12 protein-coding genes are annotated in these 16,622 nt (G+C 68.3%); 5 read left to right on the top strand and 7 right to left on the bottom strand.

The window, feature by feature from the left end; translation table 11 throughout:
* The first annotated feature begins 3 nt into the window (after positions 1 to 3).
* The gene (locus tag AB0L70_RS18680; protein ID WP_363685553.1) at positions 4 to 333 is read left to right on the top strand and encodes a DUF1801 domain-containing protein; all 330 of its coding nucleotides are present in this window, start codon (positions 4 to 6) and stop codon (positions 331 to 333) included.
* Here AB0L70_RS18680 and AB0L70_RS18675 read toward each other — a convergent pair.
* The 3 genes from AB0L70_RS18675 to AB0L70_RS18665 form a co-directional block, all read right to left on the bottom strand.
* A complete protein-coding gene (locus AB0L70_RS18675) occupies positions 330 to 1,280 on the bottom strand; it encodes a hypothetical protein (protein WP_363685551.1) in 951 nt (316 codons plus the stop codon). The genes AB0L70_RS18680 and AB0L70_RS18675 overlap by 4 nt on opposite strands.
* A gap of 34 nt (positions 1,281 to 1,314) precedes the next feature.
* Entirely contained in the window at positions 1,315 to 2,340 is a 1,026-nt protein-coding gene (locus AB0L70_RS18670; protein WP_363685549.1) for an SWIM zinc finger family protein, read from the bottom strand.
* Positions 2,341 to 2,863: 523 nt separating this feature from the next.
* Entirely contained in the window at positions 2,864 to 5,710 is a 2,847-nt protein-coding gene (locus AB0L70_RS18665) for a DEAD/DEAH box helicase (protein WP_363685547.1), read from the bottom strand.
* Positions 5,711 to 5,824: 114 nt separating this feature from the next.
* On the opposite strand from AB0L70_RS18665, the gene AB0L70_RS18660 reads away from it, so the two are divergent.
* On the top strand, positions 5,825 to 6,796 hold the full coding sequence (locus AB0L70_RS18660; protein WP_363685545.1) for a zinc-binding dehydrogenase: 972 nt from the start codon (positions 5,825 to 5,827) through the stop codon (positions 6,794 to 6,796).
* A gap of 10 nt (positions 6,797 to 6,806) precedes the next feature.
* Here the strand turns inward: AB0L70_RS18660 and AB0L70_RS18655 are convergent, their stop codons facing one another.
* The gene (locus AB0L70_RS18655; RefSeq protein WP_363685543.1) at positions 6,807 to 8,141 is read right to left on the bottom strand and encodes a GGDEF domain-containing protein; all 1,335 of its coding nucleotides are present in this window, start codon (positions 8,139 to 8,141) and stop codon (positions 6,807 to 6,809) included.
* 120 nt (positions 8,142 to 8,261) lie between these two features.
* Between AB0L70_RS18655 and AB0L70_RS18650 the strand changes: the two genes are divergently transcribed.
* Positions 8,262 to 8,447 carry a DEAD/DEAH box helicase gene (locus AB0L70_RS18650; RefSeq protein WP_363685541.1) on the top strand — a complete coding sequence of 62 codons (186 nt, stop codon included), beginning with the start codon at positions 8,262 to 8,264 and terminating at the stop codon, positions 8,445 to 8,447.
* Between the two features lie 99 nt (positions 8,448 to 8,546).
* Here AB0L70_RS18650 and AB0L70_RS18645 read toward each other — a convergent pair whose 3' ends face one another.
* The gene (locus AB0L70_RS18645; RefSeq protein WP_363685539.1) at positions 8,547 to 9,791 is read right to left on the bottom strand and encodes an MFS transporter; all 1,245 of its coding nucleotides are present in this window, start codon (positions 9,789 to 9,791) and stop codon (positions 8,547 to 8,549) included.
* Positions 9,792 to 10,171: 380 nt separating this feature from the next.
* Between AB0L70_RS18645 and AB0L70_RS18640 the strand changes: the two genes are divergently transcribed.
* On the top strand, positions 10,172 to 12,727 hold the full coding sequence (locus AB0L70_RS18640) for an MXAN_6230/SCO0854 family RING domain-containing protein (protein ID WP_363685537.1): 2,556 nt from the start codon (positions 10,172 to 10,174) through the stop codon (positions 12,725 to 12,727).
* Positions 12,728 to 12,921: 194 nt separating this feature from the next.
* Positions 12,922 to 13,467 carry a hypothetical protein gene (locus AB0L70_RS18635; protein WP_363685535.1) on the top strand — a complete coding sequence of 182 codons (546 nt, stop codon included), beginning with the start codon at positions 12,922 to 12,924 and terminating at the stop codon, positions 13,465 to 13,467.
* A 69-nt stretch (positions 13,468 to 13,536) separates the two neighbouring features.
* Here AB0L70_RS18635 and AB0L70_RS18630 read toward each other — a convergent pair whose 3' ends face one another.
* Positions 13,537 to 14,937 carry an ATP-binding protein gene (locus AB0L70_RS18630; RefSeq protein WP_363685533.1) on the bottom strand — a complete coding sequence of 467 codons (1,401 nt, stop codon included), beginning with the start codon at positions 14,935 to 14,937 and terminating at the stop codon, positions 13,537 to 13,539.
* Positions 14,937 to 16,586: an FAD-dependent oxidoreductase gene (locus AB0L70_RS18625; protein ID WP_363685531.1), complete on the bottom strand. Its 1,650-nt coding sequence runs from the start codon at positions 16,584 to 16,586 to the stop codon at positions 14,937 to 14,939. The genes AB0L70_RS18630 and AB0L70_RS18625 overlap by 1 nt, the downstream gene beginning before the upstream one ends.
* Between the last annotated feature and the right edge of the window lie 36 nt (positions 16,587 to 16,622).

Genomic DNA, 16,622 nt, shown 5'->3' with positions numbered 1-16,622 from the left:
AGCGTGGACGAGTACATCGAGTCCTTCCCGCCGGATGTCCGGGAGATCCTCGAGCAGGTACGCCGTACCATCCACGCCGTCGTCCCCACAGCCGGCGAGAAGATCAGCTACCAAATCCCCACCATCACCCTCAACGACAAGCCCCTCATGCACTTCAGCGCCTGGAAACACCACATCGCCCTCTACCCCATCCCACCCCTCGACGAGCCCCTAGCCACAGCCGTAACCCCCTACCGCTCCGGCAAAGGCACCCTCAAGTTCCCCCTAAAAGACCCCATCCCTTACGACCTCATCACCAGGCTGACCCAGGCGTTCGTGGCTGCTCGGGGTTAGCTTCCGAACGCCGGAGCGATCGCTCGAGCGAACGCGAGGATGGAACCCGCACGCATCGAGCCCACGGGGAACGAGAAGACCCCGACGAAGGATTGCCGCTTGCTCTGGAACGTGACGTGTCCGTCAGCGCCCTGCCAACCTTCGGCGCCAACAGACACCTTGTGGGAACGCGTAGCGCCAGTTCCCTTCTGCATAACCAAGAAGTCCTCGGCCGCATCGGAGCTCCCGTCACCGGCGCGAGCGAACACCGAGCGAGTGGCGGATCCCCACTGACAGCGCAGGTATCCCTTGACGATCGCGTCTCGTCGCACCGTCGCCTTCGTACCGAGGATGTCTTCGGCCGCCCTCGTCCCACGTGCGCACTCGGGGCGTTCGACAACGGCCGCAGCGGTTGGGATGCCACCGGCCAGGTTCGTGATGGTCCGCGCCATGGACCGGAGCTCGTCGAGGTCTCCGTAGCCGGCGTTCTCTGTCTCGAGCCTGAGCTGCCGATCGTTCACTTGGAACACGAGCCAGGCCGTGGCTCGTGCGGGGTTCGCGGCCCAGGAATCCGTGCCCACTCCACCGTCGATGACTTTATTGGCGGCCGAGTACGCACGTTGCGCCACCTCGTCATTCTTCCGGAACGTGGCAGCGTCAGCCGCGGTCACCGGGAGGACCGACACCGAGACATGAATCGCGTGTTCCAACACCTCTGAGTCGACCAGCAAACAGGTGTCGGACGGGGGCACATGCAGGCCGGGTATGGACGGCTCGACCGTCCAATGTCCCTTGAACTCATTGCCTGTGGGCTCTGCTTGGAGCCGCTCACAGAGGTTGCCGGTTGGCTTTTGGGTGGTTGCTGGGTGCTGGGTCGCGGCTTGGTTCATGGCGTCGGGTTGTTTGTCGGAGCAGGCCGTCAAGGTTAGTGCGGCCAGTACGCACGCCAGGCCGATGATTCGACGCATGTTTGTAGACCCTCCCCAGGAACTCAGCGGGAGCTTAGAGGAGGTCTTGGGGGTCGGGGGAGGGTGGGCTGGTCAGGGTCCAGTCGTTGAAGTGTTGGGTGAAGTGGTACCAGAGGTTGTCTTGGCCTAGGCGGAGTTGGGTTTTGCCTCGGGTTACTCGGTTGGCTTGGGTGGTGGCGCCGGGGAGGGCTTCCAGGGCTTCGGCCAGGGATTGTGGGTCTACGTCGGTTGGCTCGTCGATGGTGACTGCCAGGCCGCCGGGGCCGGCTTCGCGCCAGGCCACGGCCCAGCTGGTGAGTTGACGGGCTGGTACGCCGGCTCGGTGGGCCAGGTCGGCGAGTTCCGGCGTACCGAGGAGGATGGCGGCGCGGCGGGCCAGGTCTTGTTGGAAGGTCAGGGCGAGACCACCGTCGCCGTCACCGGAGGCGAACTCCCAGGCTCGGCGGGCAGCGTCGGTTGCGAGGCTGACTAGGTCGCGTACGTCGACTCCCGAGGATCGGGGTGGGTCGAGGACGCGTACGGCCGCTGGGCTGCCGGGTGATCCGAGTGGTCGTGGTGGGACTGGGATCTCACCAGCGTGGGCTTTGTCGAAGGCCGCCTTGGCTGGGATGCCGGCGGGTGGGGGAGTGCGGATGGGGATGGCTGGGTCTGGGGTGGAGCGGCGGGCGCGGAGGGCGGAGAGGAGTTCGTCTTTGCGGCGGCCGCGGAGGAGCAGCAGCGCGAACGGGTCGTCGTCGAGCGAGTCGGCGATGAGGTAGCAGACGGCTGCTGAGTGTTTGCACGGTACGGCGAAGTCTGGGCAGCTGCAGTTGGTGAGGATCTCGCCGGCTCCTGGGAGGAGATCGAGCCCGGCTGCGTGGACGTCGTCGACGACCTCGGGTGGGAGTTCGCCGTCGAGGAGCGCTGCCACGCGGCCGATCTGCGCCGAGACCACGTCGAGGACGGCGTCCCACTCGGAGGTCGAGAACGCGCGGATCCGCACAGTCACCTGGTACGGCGTGACTCGGCTGCCCTGCACCACCGCCTCGACCTCACCCGGGGAGACCGTCAGCTCCAACACGCTCCCACGTCGTGCGTACGAGCGTCCCCGTGAAAGCCGGCCCGGATCCAATCGAGCCCGCTGCTCCAACGCCTCCAACCAAGCCCGCCCCCACCAAGTAGCTCCAAACGACCGCCGAGCCCCCGCCCCCTTCGCGGCCGGCAGTCCCGCATCCTCATCCCCCTTCCGCCGCCACCCCTGCCAAGGCACCCGCTCACCCGCAGGCGGCCGCTCACCCCCACCACCCTCCACCTGCTGCCGCCACTCCAAGCTCCCCGCTGGGCGCGGCGCACCTGGCACACGCTCGTCTCCGCGTGATCCGTCTGGGGGGCGGGGCGTGGGGTGGGGTTCGCTCGCGGCGGGATGGTCATCACGTGGTTGCTCTGCGGCGCGGGGAGTTGGATGGGGTTCGCCTATCGCGGGCTCGTGCTCACGTGGTTCGTTTGCGGCGCTCGGATCATCCTGCACGTGCTTGTCTTCGCGGGGTTCTTCGACGGCGCGGGGCGTGGGGTCGGGGTGGTTGTTGGCGGGAGGAGGTGTGTTGTCACTCATCGGTCTCGCCGGCCAACGACACACGTCCGACGGTTGATGGGTTGTGGATGCCTGCTGCGCCGGCGCGTAGAGGTGTGGTGGACAGCTCGACGAGTTCGGTGAGCTCGGCGTCGGACAGCTCGCTCAGCCAGGCCTCGCCCGATCCGACGACAGCGTCGGCGAGGTTGCGTTTGGTGTTGATGACTGTGGCGATGCGATCTTCCAGTGTGTTCTCGGTGACGAGGCGGTGGACCTGCACCGGTCGGTCCTGGCCGATCCGGTAGGCCCGGTCGGTCGCCTGGTCCTCGACCGCTGGGTTCCACCACCGGTCGTAATGCACGACATGCGTCGCCCGCGTCAGCGTCAACCCGACCCCGCCGGCCTTCAGCGACAGCAGGAACACCTGCGCCTCGCCGTCCTGGAACTGCGAGACCAACTGCTCCCGCTTCCGCACTCCGATCCCGCCGTGCAGGAACAACGACTTCACCTGCCGCGCCGCCAGATGAGCCTCGATCAGCCGGCACATCTCGACGTACTGGCTGAAGATCAGCACCGACTCGCCCTCGGCCAGGATCACGTCCAGCAACTCGTCCAGCGCCGCGAGCTTGCCCGACCGTCGCTCCAACGGCCCAGGCTCGTGCAGGAACTGTGCCGGGTGGTTACACACCTGCTTCAACTGCGTAAGCAGACTCAACACCAACCCACGCCGCGCGATCCCCTCCGCCGACTCGATCTTCGCCAGCGTCTCCTTCGCCACCGCCTGGTACAGCGTGGCCTGCTCAGTCGTCAGCGGTACGACGACATCCTGCTCCGTCTTCTGCGGCAGCTCCGGCGCGATCCCGGGATCACTCTTCTTCCGGCGCAACAAGAACGGTCGTGTCACCCGAGCGAGCCGAGCCGTCGCCTCGTCGTCGTGATACCGCTCCACCGGTACGGCGACATCGTGCCGGAACCGCTCGAGCGTCCCCAGCAATCCGGGCGCCGCCCAGTCCAGGATCGACCACAACTCCGACAACCGATTCTCCACCGGCGTCCCGGTCAACGCGATCCTGGTTGCCGACGGCAACGTCCGCAACGAACGCGCTGTCCGCGACAACGGGTTCTTCGCGTGTTGCGCCTCGTCCGCGACCGCGAGCCCCCAGAACACCTCGCCGAGCACCCGATGGTCCTGCCGAACGACGCCGTACGTCGTCAGCACGACCTCGTCCGGCGCCAGATCACTCAACGTCCGCCCCGCGCCGTGATACCGCCGCGTGGGCACCGACGGCGCGAACCGGGCGAACTCCCGCTCCCACGTCCCCAGCAACGTCGACGGACAGACCACCAACGTCGGACCACGCCCGAGCAACTGAAGGTGCAACGCGATCACCTGGATCGTCTTACCCAGACCCATGTCGTCCGCGAGACAACCACCCAGCCCGAGATCCGCGAGCTGCGCCATCCACGCAACCCCACGGCGCTGGTAATCCCGCAGCGTCGCCTCCAATCCAACAGGCTCTCTAAACGGCGCCGGCGCCCGCAGCCGCGCGAGCATTGACGCCAACGACCCGTTGGCGTCGAACGCGACGAGCTCCCCGTCGACCTCGATCGTCCCGGTCAGCGCAGCGCCCAATGCCTCCGCCCCGGTCAGCTTCCGCGAATCGCCCCGGCGCAGCTTCCGGACGAGATCGTGATCGACCCGGACCCACCGCCCGCGCATCCGGATCATCGGCCGCTTCGCCTCCGCCAGCGCCGCGACCTCCTGCTCGGTCAGCTCCTGCCCGTCCAACGTCGGCCGCCACCGGAACGCGACCAGGTCCGTCAAGCTGAAGTCCGGCCCCGTCACCGCACCCGGAGCCGGCGTCGCGACCGTCCCACGCACAGCCAGCTCACCCGCGAACAACTCGGTCGGCCAGAGCACCTCGATCCCGGCACCCTCCAGCGCCGTGCTGCCCTCGGCCAGCTCCTCCAGATCCGTGTCATCAACGTCAACATCCGACGGCGCCGCGTCCCGCAACGCTGCACCCAACGGCGGCCAGACCCGAGCCCCACGTCGCAACGCCAGCAGCAGATCGGTCTCCGCACGCTCCCCAAGCGCCGCGAGCACGGCGGCCGGCGCACTCCACACGTCTGACACGTCGACCAGCAGGCTCGGATCCACGCCACTGCGCAACTGCAGCACAGCCCGGAACTCCTCGACCGTCTCGGACGGCGGCTCGATCCGCAGCACCAGCCGAGCCCCGGCCTCCTCACTCAAAGCAGTCTCGTCCAACCACCCCGACGGCCCACTCAGCTCCATCGGATCGACACTCGCAAACGCAGCCGCACCAGGACGTACGGCGACCCCGGCCGCCGGCGTCCGCACCAGAGTGTCAGCGAGCGCATCCCAGAACGCCCGGACCAGCTGCTCCGGATCCACGAGCCGCACCGGCCGCGTCCCCTCGATCGGCACCGCATGCCCGTACGCCGGCATCGCGGCGGCCAGATTCCGCAACCAGCCGCGGTCCAAGGGATCGAGCGGCGCCACCCGCCAAGCGCCGTACCCGAGCGGACTGCGATCCGGCACCAACCGACCGCGCCCGATCAACCCGAGCCCGGCCAGCGCTGCCGCCCGCCACGCCTCCCAACTACGCGAGCCACTGTCCCCGGACAGCCGAGAGAGCACCTCGTCGATCCGCAACAACCGCGCCGGCACCGTTGTTCGTCGCACCGAAGATCCCTTCGGCAGCACGAGATCCACCGTCCCGTCGGGGACCTCCCCGGTCGCCGACAGGTCGCCGTACAGCGCCAACCGGCCCGCGCGCGGCGGGTCAGCTGGGACGAAGACGGCGTCGAACATGACCAGCACAGTACGCCGGACCACCGACAACTTTCCGCCCACCGGAGCGAGCCTGTGGACAACCACCCGAGTTGACCTGAACCTACGTTGAGGTTGCACCCTCGAAAGCACAATCCCGAAGCACCACAGCCCGAAGTACAGAACCAAGGAGCGGATATGCGAGCAGCAGTAGTGACCGAGTTCGGCGGCCCGGACGTGATCAGGACCCAGGACTGGCCGGACCCGGCGCCGGCCGCGGGTGAGGTCCTGGTCGAGGTCGCCGTCACCGACATCATCTTCGTCGAGACCGCGATCCGGTCCGGCCGGCACGGCGGGTTCTTCGACGTGAAACCGCCTTATGTGCCAGGCAATTCGCTCGGCGGACGCGTGCGTGCGGTCGGCGCCGGCGTACCCGACGAGTGGCTCGGCAAGACCGTCGTCGGCCGCTCGATCGGCTTCGGTGCACATGCCGAGCTGGCGCTGACGACCACCGACCTCATCGAGGTCCCCGCTGCCCTCGACCTGGAGACCGCGGTCGCAGTCTTCGGCGACGGCTTCACCGCGCTCATGCTCGAGGAACTGGCACCGCCGATGCAGGGCAAGAACGTCCTGATCACCGCCTCTGCCGGCGGCATGGGCCTGCTCCTGACGCAGCTCGCGCACAAGGCCGGAGCTCACGTCATCGCGGCCGCCCGCGGTCAGGAGAAGCTCGACCTCAGCAAGGCACAAGGCGCCGACCTGACCATCGACTACAGCAAGCCGCGCTGGGAGAAGTTGGTGCTAGAAGCAACGAGCGGTCAGGGCGCCGACATCGTCTTCGAGGGTGCCGGCGGCGAGCTCGGCGCGACCGCGTTCACGGTGGTGAAGGACTGCGGCTGGTTCTCGGCCCACGGAGCTCCGAGCGGCGGCTTCGCGGCGTACGACGCGGCCGAGGCGGAGCGACGCGGGATCACGGTCAAGGGCATCCTCGACCTCCGCGCCGACACGACCACGACGGGAGTCACCGGTGCTGAGGTGATCAAGCGAGCGGTCGCCGGAGACCTGGTCCCGGTCATCGACCAGATCTACGACCTCGACCACCTGGCTGACGCGCACCGAGCCCTGGAGAACCGCACCCTCCGCGGCAAGGCCCTACTTCGAGTGAGTTAGGAGACGCGCCCTAGTCGCCGACCGGCTGATCGGCGTGGTCCATGACGGCAGGCGGGTTGGGGCGTGCGGAGACGATCCGGTTGCGCCCGTCCCGCTTGGCGGTCAACAGCGCGTTGTCGGCGGCCAGGATGAGCTGATCCATGGTGTCCGCGACCTCCGGGTACACGGCCGCGCCGATCGAGGCCGGTACGCCGCTGATCACCGCAGTGGTGGCCGTGGTGGTGTCCACCGAGACGCTCAACGCGCTGAGCCGGTCGCGGATCCGCTCCGCCACCTCGAGCACCTCGGTCTCCGATGCGCCCGGCAGCAACACCGCCAGCTCGTCGCCACCCACCCGGGCAACCAGGTCGCCCTGACGGACCTCCGCCCGTACGCTCTCGCCGACCGCGCGCAGCGCCTGGTCACCGGCGGGGTGACCGTAGGTGTCGTTGATCTCCTTGAACTTGTCCAGGTCCAGCATCAGCAGACCGACCGTGCTGCGCAGCGTCTGGGCCCGAGCCAGCTCGGCCGGTACGGCGCTGGCCCAGTACGCCGGAGTGGCCAGACCGGTCTTGACGTCGGTCCCTGCAGCCCGCTGGAACTGGGGGAGCAGCAGATCACGGTGCAGTGCGAGCACTGTGACCATCAGGATCGGGACGACCCATGGGAACGACGCCTGGAGCGCGCCGACCGCCACACCGAGCCCTAGACCGGCGAACACGACGAATTGGTCGGACAGATCGCCCAGAGCGCTCCGGGCGGTCGCTTCCGGGGACGCCAGCAGGATCGCGCCGACCACCAACGCGAAGTTCACCAGCCACCAGGTGCCGATCGCGGCCAGCACCACGATGAGGGTCCATGGCCCGGTCGGTATGCGCGGCTCAGTCAGCAGCCCCCCGGCCTTCAGGACCGCTGCGGACGCCGCACTGGCCAGGATGAAGGTGCTGGCCGAGAAGACCTTGCGGTGGGCGATGGTCCGGCCGTAGACACGGAACCAGGAGTATCCGTACGTCACGGCGACCAGTGCGATGACCAGGCTGAGCGGGAGCAGCAGCAGGCCGGCGAACACCCACAGGTCCTTCAAGTTCGTGTACGGCGAAGTGTTCGCCGCCATCTCGCGTCGGCGCTCGATTCCGCGGGCAGACTCCAGATGAAGGACCGAGGCGACGGCCAGTACGGCGAAGGCCGTCCACTCGGACGGCCTGACGCCGGCTCGGGCGCCGGAGATCGTCGAGGCCACAGCCAAGGCGGTGATGACGACTGCGACAGCGTCCACGCCGAGCACGTAGCTCAACGCGGGACGCGGCAACGACCAGAGCTTCCACCGGCGGGGTGGCACCCAATTGCTCCGACCGATCAGAATCATGGTGGCCTCACACAGATAGACCTGAACGGTTATTCGTAAATAGTAACTGGTTGTTCACGCGAGGTCATCCCCGACCCGCATCAATTCCATCTGGCGGATGGTGAAGGAAGGATCCAGACCATGTCCAAGATCAGCACTGGCAACGAGTGGTTCAACGGCGGCAACGAGTGGTTCACCGGCGGCGGCAACGAGTGGTTCCACGGCGGTAACGGCGGGAACGAGTGGTTCACCCAGAGTGGCAACGAGTGGTTCCGCGGCCGCCGAGGTGCAGGAAACGAGTGGTTCATCGGTGGCAACGAATGGTGACCCGCCGCTAACCCACGGAATTTCTTTACCCATATTTTACGGAGCGTGTCCGGAGGTAATTCCCCTGAATCTCCGGCCCGCTCCGCCGGCACCTCATTTTCAGCCGGCCGTCTTTTCTGCGGCGCCGGTCCGGGATCGGCGGGCGCGTGCCCAGGCACCGCCCGCCGCCAGGGCCGCCACCGTTCCGACGGCGCCCATGACCCCCACGGCGACCGAAGGTGCGGCCTCGTCGGCGATCAGGCCGGCGAGGAGGATGCCCACGCCCTGACTGCTCTTCAATGCGGTGCTGGCGACCCCGAACGCCTGCCCGCGCTGTGCGTCCGGCACCGCCTGTACGAACGCCGCACTCGTCGGCAGGTGGTACGCCGATGCGAGGCCGGACACCGCCCACAACGCCACCGTGGGCACGAGACCTGGCCCGAGGAAACAAACGATCAGTGGAACGCACGCCAGCACGGCCAGCGGTCCCAGCAGCCTCATCCGCTTCTCGGGCGACCACAGGGTGATGAGCCACATCCCGAGGACCGCACCGGCTGGGCTGGCGGCCAACAGGAGCCCGGCCGCCGACGTGCCCTGGCCGATCTCGTGCGCGTACGGGACCGCCAAGCCCTCCACAGTGACGTAGAAGCCGGCGATCGTCGCCAGCACGACCAGCGCGCGGAGTTTCGGCGCACGGGCGACCAGAGTGATGCCTGCTGACAGGTCTTTGAAGTAGTTGGTCGGTGGCGCAGCAGTGTCACGCTCAGGCACGGAGCGTGGTCGGACGCCGACTGCCACCAGCACCGCGGACAGCAAGAAGGTGGCGGAGTCGAGCAGGAGGCCGCCGGACGTCCCGACGGCGACCACGACCACACCTCCGGTGCCGAAACCGAGGACCTGGCTGAACTGCACGACCATGTCGTTCGCAGCCTTGCCGAGGACGTAGTGATCGCCCGGGAGTACGGCGGGGAGGGTGGCTGCTCGTGCTGCGTTGAACGGTGAGCCGAAGGCCTGCAGTGCGAGCAACAGCAGGATCACCACGAGGAGCGGCAGGGCCTGGATCGCCATAGCTGCAACGAGGATCGCTCGCGCGAGGTCGGTGACGATCATCACAGTACGGCGGGGGTATCGGTCGGCGAACCCGGCCAGCAGGGGACCGAACAGAAGGTCCGGCAGATAGGTCAAGGCATAGGTGAGGGCGGTCAGCCCGGCGGACTCGGTGCGGTCGAAGACCAGCACGGACAGCGCGACGCGGGCCAGCTGGTCGCCGGCCACCGACAGGACGCCGGCCAGGAACAGAGCCCTGAACTCGGCATGCCCGAACACCTCACGCCAGCGCGCACGCTCGACGACCTCACTCGCCACATCTAGACCTTAACCACAATCCGTGGCGTGACACCTCCCGGCAGTAACTGAAAGGGTTTCCCCGCACCGTGAGGACTCTGGTTCAAAGGTTTGTTCGCGGCGCATCAGTGCCAGATGCGGTACCCGGTGGCGCCGCATTTGGGTGAACGTTCTACTCTGGAGACCTCCGGTGGCGGGGTCTGGGCGGGGCGGCCCCGACCCTGCCACCGGAGCTCTTTATGTCCGGCCCCGGTCGCGCCGAAACTGTCGGCGGTGCGCGGTAGCGTTCTCAGTGCCAGGGGCGGCTCCTGGACGTGCTTCCTTCTCCTCTACCAGGCATGTAGCGCGTCCGCTCTCCGCCCCTGGCGCCTTCGTCCCAAACGCCCAACGGGGGAGACGCCTTGGATCCGCTTGCCGCTGTGCTGCTGCGCCGCCGGCGCCTGGTTGACGCCGCGGCGCTCACGCCGCCGACCAGGCGTTCCGCGTGGCAGTGGCTGCATCGCCCGCTCACGATCCAGGCCGGACTGTCCGCGCTGCAGGCCGACCTGATCCAGCGCGGCTTCCTGCTGTCCGTCAACCTCTACCGGCACTGCACCGCCCTGTCCGCACCCGCTCTCGCCGGATTCGGTACGGCGCTGCTCGATCTGCTCGACGCCGAGTCGGGTCACGACGCCAATCACACGCCGCTGTTCCGAGGATTCCCCGAGAGCGTTCCGGGCAACACCGAGACGTTCTACATCAATCGGATCTTCGCGCAGCTCCTGCAGGAGCCGGAGCAGCCCTGCGTGCTGTGCGGCGACGCCAAGTCGGTGCACGCGGTCTCGCCCTGCGCACACCTGGTCTGCCGGACCTGCTGGGACGGCTCCGACTTCAGCGCCTGTCCACTCTGCCTGCGCCGCATCGACCCGAAGGACCCGTTCCTCAAACCATCGTTCGATGAGGTGCAGCCCGCGCACGTGCGGTCGGACCGCCTCCGCCTGCTCGACCTCGCAACGCCCGATTCGGCTCGCCAGACCGTCGACGGCCTGCTGGTACGACGCTCTCCACTCTCAGCCGCGGATCGTGCCGACCTGAAGGTCCTCCTGGCCGATGCGGATCCGTCGTGGTTGCCCGACGACATCCCGGTCCGCGAGACCCGAGCGCTCGTATTCGCGCACTTCCTCGCCGACGCCCCGGAGCTGATCGATCGGACCGGTACGGCGACCGACGTACTGCGACTTCTCTATGCGTTGATGGACGCCGACCCCGGGTTGCGGACGTCGCCGGCCCGGCGGAAGTCGTTGCCTCGGGCAACTCGCCGGCTCGTCCTGCAGCGGCTTGACCGGCTGCCGGCCGAGACGCTGGTCGAGGACATGCTGCGCCATGAGCGAGCCTGGAAGCGGATCGCGGAGAATCTGCATCCGTTCGAGTTCGCGACGCGGTATCGGGTCGCGGCGCTGGCGTTCGCGATCCTTCGGCAAACCGAGATCGATCTGTCGACACCGGCCGGGCGAGCGGTGGCAGGCGAGGCCTCGCGGAATCCCTTTGTGCGGGTAGAAAATGGACGTCTCGCGACCAGCACGTTCGCGTCGCGGGTGGAGGGCGCGCTGGCCGACGGGCGGCCGGGTCATGCGCTTGATCTGCTCCGGCAACGGCCGGGTGAGCTGGTGCGACGGCTCATGCAGTTGGCGCGGGCCCTGCCCTCGGACCAGCACGGCGCCCTCGTGGACGCGCTGACGACCGCTGTCTCGGACGTGTCTCCGGCCGTCATCACCGCCGCGCTCGGTCAGGTGCGTACGCCGCCGGGCGATCTGCGGCTGTTCTTCCCACGGGGCGGCACCGCTCGGATCTGGACGACCGTGGATGAGCGGGAGCCGTTGCCCAGTGAGCTCGCCGCCGCGCTGACCGGCGTACTGGTCGGGGAAATGTTGCGGCGGGCAACTGAGCTGCCACGGTGGCGGCGGGCGTTCCTGGACGAGGAGCTGACCCGGCTGGCGGCGCCCGGTTCGGAGCGGAGTTCGTCGTCGACGCTGCAGCGGATGACGCGGGGGAGTGCGATCACGATTCCGCCGGACGAGTTGCTGCGGCTGTTCCTGCACTGGGTCGAGCCGAGCGGCCGGCGGGTCGATCTCGATCTGTCGATCGCGGTGTTCGACGAGGAGTGGGGTTTCCTCGGACTGTGCGACTACACGCGCCTGCGGTTCGACCAGGACGCGTTGGTGCACTCCGGCGACCTGACGTCCGCGCCGGCGCCTGACGGGTCGACGGAGTTCGTGGACGTCGACCTGCGCGCGGTGCGGCGCGTCGGCGGCCGGTACGTCCTGCCGGTCGTCTTCAGCTACAACAACGTGCCGTTCGACCAGCTCGAGCGCGGGTTCGCCGGCGTGATGCGACAGCCGGCCGGCCTGTTCGACCCGGCCGCGGTCGAGGAGCGGTTCGACCTCACCAGTCCGGCGAAGATCCTCCTCCCGTTCGGCGTCGACCTGCTGACCAAGGAGCTGCGCTGGTACGACGTCGACCTCAGCGCCGCCGGGTACGGCCACAACATCGCCCGGTACGCCGGTCAGCTCGCGCTGATGGCCGCGACGATGGAGGAAGTGCACGCCTCCGGCGATCGGGTGAGCCTGTGGGAGATCTGCTGCTGGCACGCGGCCGCCCGCTCCGACGAGATCGCCGTACGGTGTGCCGACGGGTCGGTCGTCGGCTACCACCGCGATCCGGGCGAGGACCTCGCGACGTTCGCTCGACGGCTGACGGCTCGGCTGGAGCCTGACCGGGCGGTCTGGGATGAGGACGCGGCCGGCCGGTCCGACTTCGTCGCCGTCCTGACCGGCGACGTCACGGCCCGCTCAGGCGCCGAGATCTACGCGTTGCACCCACATCTGCTCGACCCGACGAACCACCGGCTGATCGACGCGCCACATCTCCTCGCGGTGCTCGCCCCCGACTCCCGCGCCCACGCACCACTCCCGACCTGACCTTGCAGCGCTGCCGTGCTGACCCGCGCCGCGGGCCGACCTGGCCTCCATCGCGGCCGAGCTGACCCGCGCGGTCGGGCGAGTCTGGCAAGAGCCTGAGAAGTCGTTGACATTTCCGTGACGGTGCTGCGGCGGGTGCTTTGGTGCGCTCCCGGGCAGGAGTACAACGGAAGTGACTGCGAAGGGAGCCACGAATGACGTACGACGTGGTTGTGCTCATCGAGCGAGAGATGAGCGAGGGCGACGCGCGCCGCGTTGCCGCCCTGCATGCAAGGCACGAAGAACCTGTGAACTACCACCTGCTGGTCTCCAGCCATCCGGAGGGCGTACGCGGTGGTCCGCTGGCGCTGCTGGGCTCGACCTTCGCGGATGTGGCCGGCGTTTCCGGCTCCGCGGCCGTCGTCGGCACCGCGACGGCCCCGTCCGCGCGCGTGACCGCGGCTCGGAGCTCCAGCAGTACGACGGCCACTCTCGCGGACCCGGCCGTCGACCTCGCCTCGGTGATCGAACACAGCTCGCGGCGGCTCCGCACGGCGAGCGGCCACCCGGCCAATGTCTCCATCACCCACGGCGAGGTGCTGCTGGCACTGATGACGCTGGTGAAGAGCACCCAGAGCGCGGAGGTCGTGGTGGTCGCCTGGCCGGAGACCGCGGCCGCCTTCCTCTGCTCGGACTGGATCACGAAGGCCCGCAAGGCCCTCAAGGTCCCACGCGTTCGCATCCTCGAACACGACACCTGAGTTCCGAACGACAGGAGGTAGTCACCACCTGGGAGCGGGCGGGCTCCGTGGTGAGGGCGCGCACCGCCACTACCTCCTGTCGTTCGGTAGCGGTCCCTCCAGGCGGAGCCGGACTTGCAGTGTGGTTTCGCCCGGTTGCGAGGTGATCGTGATCGTCCCGCCGTGGTGGTCGGTGACGATTCGCTGGGCGATGTCGAGCCCGAGGCCGGTGCCCTTGCCGACGTCCTTCGTTGTGTAGAAGGGCTCGAACGCACGGGCAGCGACCTCGGCCGGCATGCCAGGTCCGGTGTCGGTGAACTCCACCACGACCCGGTTACCGTCGATCCGGGTGCCGATCCGCAGCGTCCCGGTGCCGTTCATCGCGTCGACCGCGTTGTCGATCAGGTTCGTCCACACCTGGTTCAGTTCGCCCGCGAAGGCGTCGATCCGCGGTACGTCGGCGCCGTACGAGCGGACCACCTCGATCCCGTCGCGGAGCTTATGGCCGAGCATGACCAGCGTGCTCTCGATCCCCTCGGTCACGTCGATCGTCTGGATCGAGCCACGATCCATCTGCGAGTACGAGCGGACCGCCGCCACCAGCTCGGTGATCCGCCGGGTCGACTCCTTCACCTCGCTCAGCAAGGTCGAGGTCGAGAGCGTGCTCGCGACCCATTCCAGGCCGGGCTCCAAGGCATCACCCAGTACGACGGCAGCCCGGTCGCACCACTCGACTCCCGCGCCGACGGCCGCCAACGGTGGTGCGATCAGCCAGCTCCGCTCGACGCCATGGTCGTCGAGCCAATCCGAGATCCGGTTCTCGTCGTCGGCCAGGTCGACCGGGTCGGGCACGGTCGCCCGTGGGCCGAGCTCACGGCGCAGGTCGTCGAGTGCGCCAAACTGTGCGGCCGTCACTTCACCGACCGCGAGCCCTCGCAGCGCCGACAGCAACGAGTCGCAGGCCGTCTCGAGGGCACTGACCGACCGCGCGGCGGCCGCAGCGGGGTTGTTGATCTCATGTGCAAGCCCGGCCGCGAGCGTGCCCAGCGTGATCAGTGCGTCCCGCTGCCGGGCGGTCGATTCGATCGCGCGAGCGGTCCCGTACACGCCCTTGATCAGGTGACCGCCGAGCGGGAACCAGGCGTCGATCCGGTCCCGCAGCACCTCCGCGGGCACCCGCAGTACTCGCCCTTCGGTGAGCCCACGGCCGCTGGCCAGATAGACGCCGTGCTCGTCCCAGGCGCGGAATCCGCCGGCCCAGCGGCCCGGAACGTCGATCTTGCCCATCACCGTGTCCTCGCGACCGATCTTGCGGTGCAAGGCGATCGCGCCCTCGACGAGAACCCACCAGAAGTCGGCCGGCTCGCCCTCGTGGAACAGGTCGACGCCCGGTTCGATCGGCAGCTCGGTGCTGCCGGCAACCAGTTCGTCGAGTTGCGCATCGGTCAGTCCGGCGAAGAGGGCGATGCCGCGCAGGTCGTCGGCGTTCATCAGATCGTCGCCAGGTAGCGGTGGACGAGATAGATCGACATGGCGCCTTCGCCGACCGCGGACGCGACCCGTTTCATCGAGTCGAGCCGGACATCACCGGCCGCGAACACGCCCGGCACGCTCGTCTCGAGTGCGTACGGCGGTCGCCGCAACGGCCAGCGTTCCAGCGCCACAACGTCCTGACCGGTGACCACGAACCCCTTGTCGTCACGGACCACGGATTCGCCCAGCCACTCGGTGCGTGGTGAGGCACCGACGAAGATGAAGAGCCAACTGGCCGCGACTTCCTCGACTCGATCCGAGGTCCGCTCGGCCAGCGTCAGCGCTTCGAGATGACCGTTGCCCCGGCAACCAACAACCTCGGTCCGGCAACGAACCTCGATAGTCGTTGCCTTGGTGATCTTGTCGACCAAGTACTTCGACATCGACGATTCCAGCGTTTCGCCACGGACCAGCAGGACGACGCGTTTGGCATAGCGGGCGAGATTGAGGGCCGCCTGACCGGCCGAGTTCGCCGCGCCGACGATGTACACCTCCTCGTCCTGGACCTGACTGGCTTCGCTGGCCGTCGCGCCGTAGTACACGCCGCGGCCGGTGAGCTCGCCGAGGCCGGTCACGTCGAGAGTGCGGTACGAGACGCCGGTCGCGACGATCAACGCGCGGGCCTCGATCTCGCCCGATCCCTCCAGCAGTACGGCGTGCACCGGTCCGCGCGACTCGACTCCGATGACCGAGCGGGCCAGCACCATCTCCGCACCGAACCGTGAGGCCTGGGCGACCGCCCGCTGGGCCAGGTCGGAGCCGGTCAGTCCGCGCGGGAAGCCGAGGTAGTTCTCGATCGCGGCACTCAGACCGGCCTGACCACCTGGCGCCTCGCGCTCGACGATTACGGTGCTCAGCCCTTCGGAGGCCGCGTAGACCCCGGCGGCCAGACCCGCTGGTCCGCCGCCGACGATGCAGACGTCGTACAGCGGTTGTTCGGCCCGCGTGCGTAGTCCGAGCGCGGAGGCGAGGTCGACCGTGGACGGCGAGCGGAGCGTCTCGCCCTCCGGCACGAGGACCAATGGCAGTTCGGCGTCGGAGGCGTCGGCGAGGTCGCGGAGCCGTTGGCCCTCGGCGTCCCGATCGACGTCGTACCAGAGGTACGGGACGTGGTTGCGGGCGAGGAAGGTCTTGAGGTCGTGCGCTCGGTCGGACCAGCGGCTGCCGACGATGCGGAGGTCGGAGGTGTGCTCGGGGTTGGCGTGGTGCCAGTCGCCGAGCAGGTCGTCGATCACCGGGAAGAGCTGATCCTCAGGTGGGTCCCAGGGCTTCAGCAAGTAGTAGTCCAGGCCGATGTCGTTGATGGCCTTGATCGCGACGTCGGTGTCGGCGTACGCGGTGAGTAGGAGGTACTTCGCTCCCGGTGCGTGCTCGCGGGCCCGTTCGAGCAACTCGGTGCCGGTCATGCCGGGCATGCGCTGGTCGGTCGCGATCAGTGCGATCGGCTGGTTGCGCAGGGCAAGCTTGGTCAACGCGGCCAGCGCCTGGTCACCCGAGGTCGCCTTCACCACCAGGTAGTCGTCGCCGTACCGCCGGCGCAGGTCCCGGGAGATGGCCGCAGAGACCATCGGGTCGTCGTCGACCGTGAGAATCGCAGGTTTGCTCACGCGGTGCCCCCCACAGCAGTGAACTGATCCCGTCAG

The sequence above is a fragment of the Kribbella sp. NPDC051952 genome, from assembly GCF_040680855.1.
Classification (GTDB): Bacteria; Actinomycetota; Actinomycetes; order Propionibacteriales; family Kribbellaceae; genus Kribbella.
Note: the sequence above shows the minus strand (reverse complement) of the source record. Positions and strands in the feature narration are given on the sequence as shown.

What these genes read in the sequence shown, in the direction of transcription:
- AB0L70_RS18675 (WP_363685551.1), bottom strand. Translation starts at nt 1,280, where the DNA reads ATGCGTCGAATCATCGGCCTGGCGTGCGTACTGGCCGCACTAACCTTG.
- AB0L70_RS18660 (WP_363685545.1), top strand. Translation starts at nt 5,825, where the DNA reads ATGCGAGCAGCAGTAGTGACCGAGTTCGGCGGCCCGGACGTGATCAGG.
- AB0L70_RS18655 (WP_363685543.1), bottom strand. Translation starts at nt 8,141, where the DNA reads ATGATTCTGATCGGTCGGAGCAATTGGGTGCCACCCCGCCGGTGGAAG.
- AB0L70_RS18650 (WP_363685541.1), top strand. Translation starts at nt 8,262, where the DNA reads ATGTCCAAGATCAGCACTGGCAACGAGTGGTTCAACGGCGGCAACGAG.
- AB0L70_RS18635 (WP_363685535.1), top strand. Translation starts at nt 12,922, where the DNA reads ATGACGTACGACGTGGTTGTGCTCATCGAGCGAGAGATGAGCGAGGGC.
- AB0L70_RS18630 (WP_363685533.1), bottom strand. Translation starts at nt 14,937, where the DNA reads ATGAACGCCGACGACCTGCGCGGCATCGCCCTCTTCGCCGGACTGACC.